1 protein-coding gene is annotated in these 1,792 nt (G+C 65.0%); it reads right to left on the reverse strand.

All coding sequences use genetic code 11. The features are described 5' to 3' along the window. The coding region (tnpC, locus tag ACWGS8_RS35100; protein WP_454585197.1) for an IS66 family transposase at positions 1–1,560 on the reverse strand (1,560 nt) is incomplete at its 3' end. Positions 1,561–1,792 lie beyond the last annotated feature (232 nt).

Consider the following 1,792-nt stretch of genomic DNA (forward strand, 5'->3'; position numbering starts at 1 on the left):
ATCAAAACGGCGGTGGCCCGAAAAGGTCGCCCGTGTCGCGTTGCCGACGTGGACACGCTTCCAATGTTTACAGATACTTGACGAGGGAGTGCATAATGACTCACGCATCGCGATGCCGCGCAGGGCTCGCTCGGCCGCATTGTTCGACAGGCAAATGCGCCCATCGTCGAGGAACCGGGTGAAAGACGACCATCGGCGCAGCATGTAGTTGAAGGCCTTGCTCAGATCGTGTCCGCGCGAGAGCTTGTCGCGCGTCTCGATCATCCAGCGTTCGAGCTCGGTGACCAGGGGCATGCTCCGCTCCTGGCGCACGGCGTGGCGTTGGGCCGGCGACAGGCCGTTGATCTCGCGCTCGATATCGAACAGGGCATCGATGCGCTTCACGGCTTCAACCGCGAGCGGATAGACCAGGTTGGGTTTGTCGCCGCGCGCCTTTTTGCGCGCCGCCGCTTCGATATCGGCCAGCTCGAACACTTTGCGCCGGCTGTGGGCCCAGCAGCTGGCTTCCAGAACAGGCGCCGGCTGACGACCCGTCGCATAGAGATCGCCATAACCGCCAAAGGCATCGGCCTGCAGAATGCCGCTCCAGCCGGCGAGATGCGCCTCGGGATGTTCCCCTCGACGATCGCGGGAATAATAGAACACCGCCGCCGGCGGATCGGCGCCGCCGAACGGTCGGTCATCGCGCACATAGGTCCATAATCGGCCGGTATCGGTCTTGCCCTTGGCCAGGACCGGCACCGTCGTGTCGTCGCCGTGCAGACGTGAAGCGGCCAGCACATGGGCTTCGAGCCGCTTGAACAGCGGCATCAGCGCCGCGGCGCCGGCACCGACCTGGTCGGCGAGCGTCGACAGGCTGAGCGGCACGCCTTCGCGGGCGTAGCGTTCAGCCTGGCGGTTGAGCGGCTGATGCTGGCCGAACTTCTCGAACAGGATCATCGCCAGCAGGCCGGGACCGGCCCAGCCGCGTGGGGTGGCGTGGAACGGCGCCGGAGCCTGGCTGATCGCCTCGCAGTCGCGGCAGGTGAACTTCTCCCGCACGTGTTGGATCACCTTCCATTGCCGCGGCACCACCTCCAGCGTCTCGGTGATATCCTCACCCAGCTTGCGCAGCCGATGACCGCCGCAGCAGTGGCAAGCGGCCGGCGCCGGCTCGACCACGCGCTCGCGTGGCAGATGCTCGGGGAATGGCTGGCGCGCCGGTCGTCTGCGCACATAAGGCGCCACCTCGGTGGTCCGGGCCGCGGCCTGTTCGGCGGCGATCTCGTCTTCCGTCGCCGTGCTCTCGAGTTCCTCGAAGGTGAGCTCCATCTGGTCGCGCAGGCGGCCGGAGCGTTCAGAACTTTGACCATACAGCGCCCGCTGCAGCTTCCGGATCGTCAGATCCTGATGTGCTATCAGCGCCGCATCATCCGATGCCTTGGCCCTGGCGACCGCCAGTTCGGCCTCGACCAGCGCAGTGCGCGCGGCCTCGTCTTCAGCTCTGGCCAGCGCCGCGGCCAGTGCTGCTCTCAGCGCGCCGATATCGTCCGGAACAGCATCCTGGGCGGTGGCTACCATGCCCTGGAGTGAATCATAAAACGCCTCCGCTGACTCGCGGAAAATGGCGCAAACTCAAAGAAAAACTCAGCCCGCGCGCTCAGGGCGGAACGTGTGACGCGGGTTGCGCCAATCGATCCCGTCGAGCGAAGGCCTACAGGAATATCCCCTTTGGTGAGTCTGATGAATCATTGGTTGAGGTTGTCCAGGTTCTGGATCCGGGACATCCTCTCTATGGGCGATCCTTCCGTGT

The sequence above is a fragment of the Mesorhizobium sp. 43Arga genome (assembly GCF_053714255.1).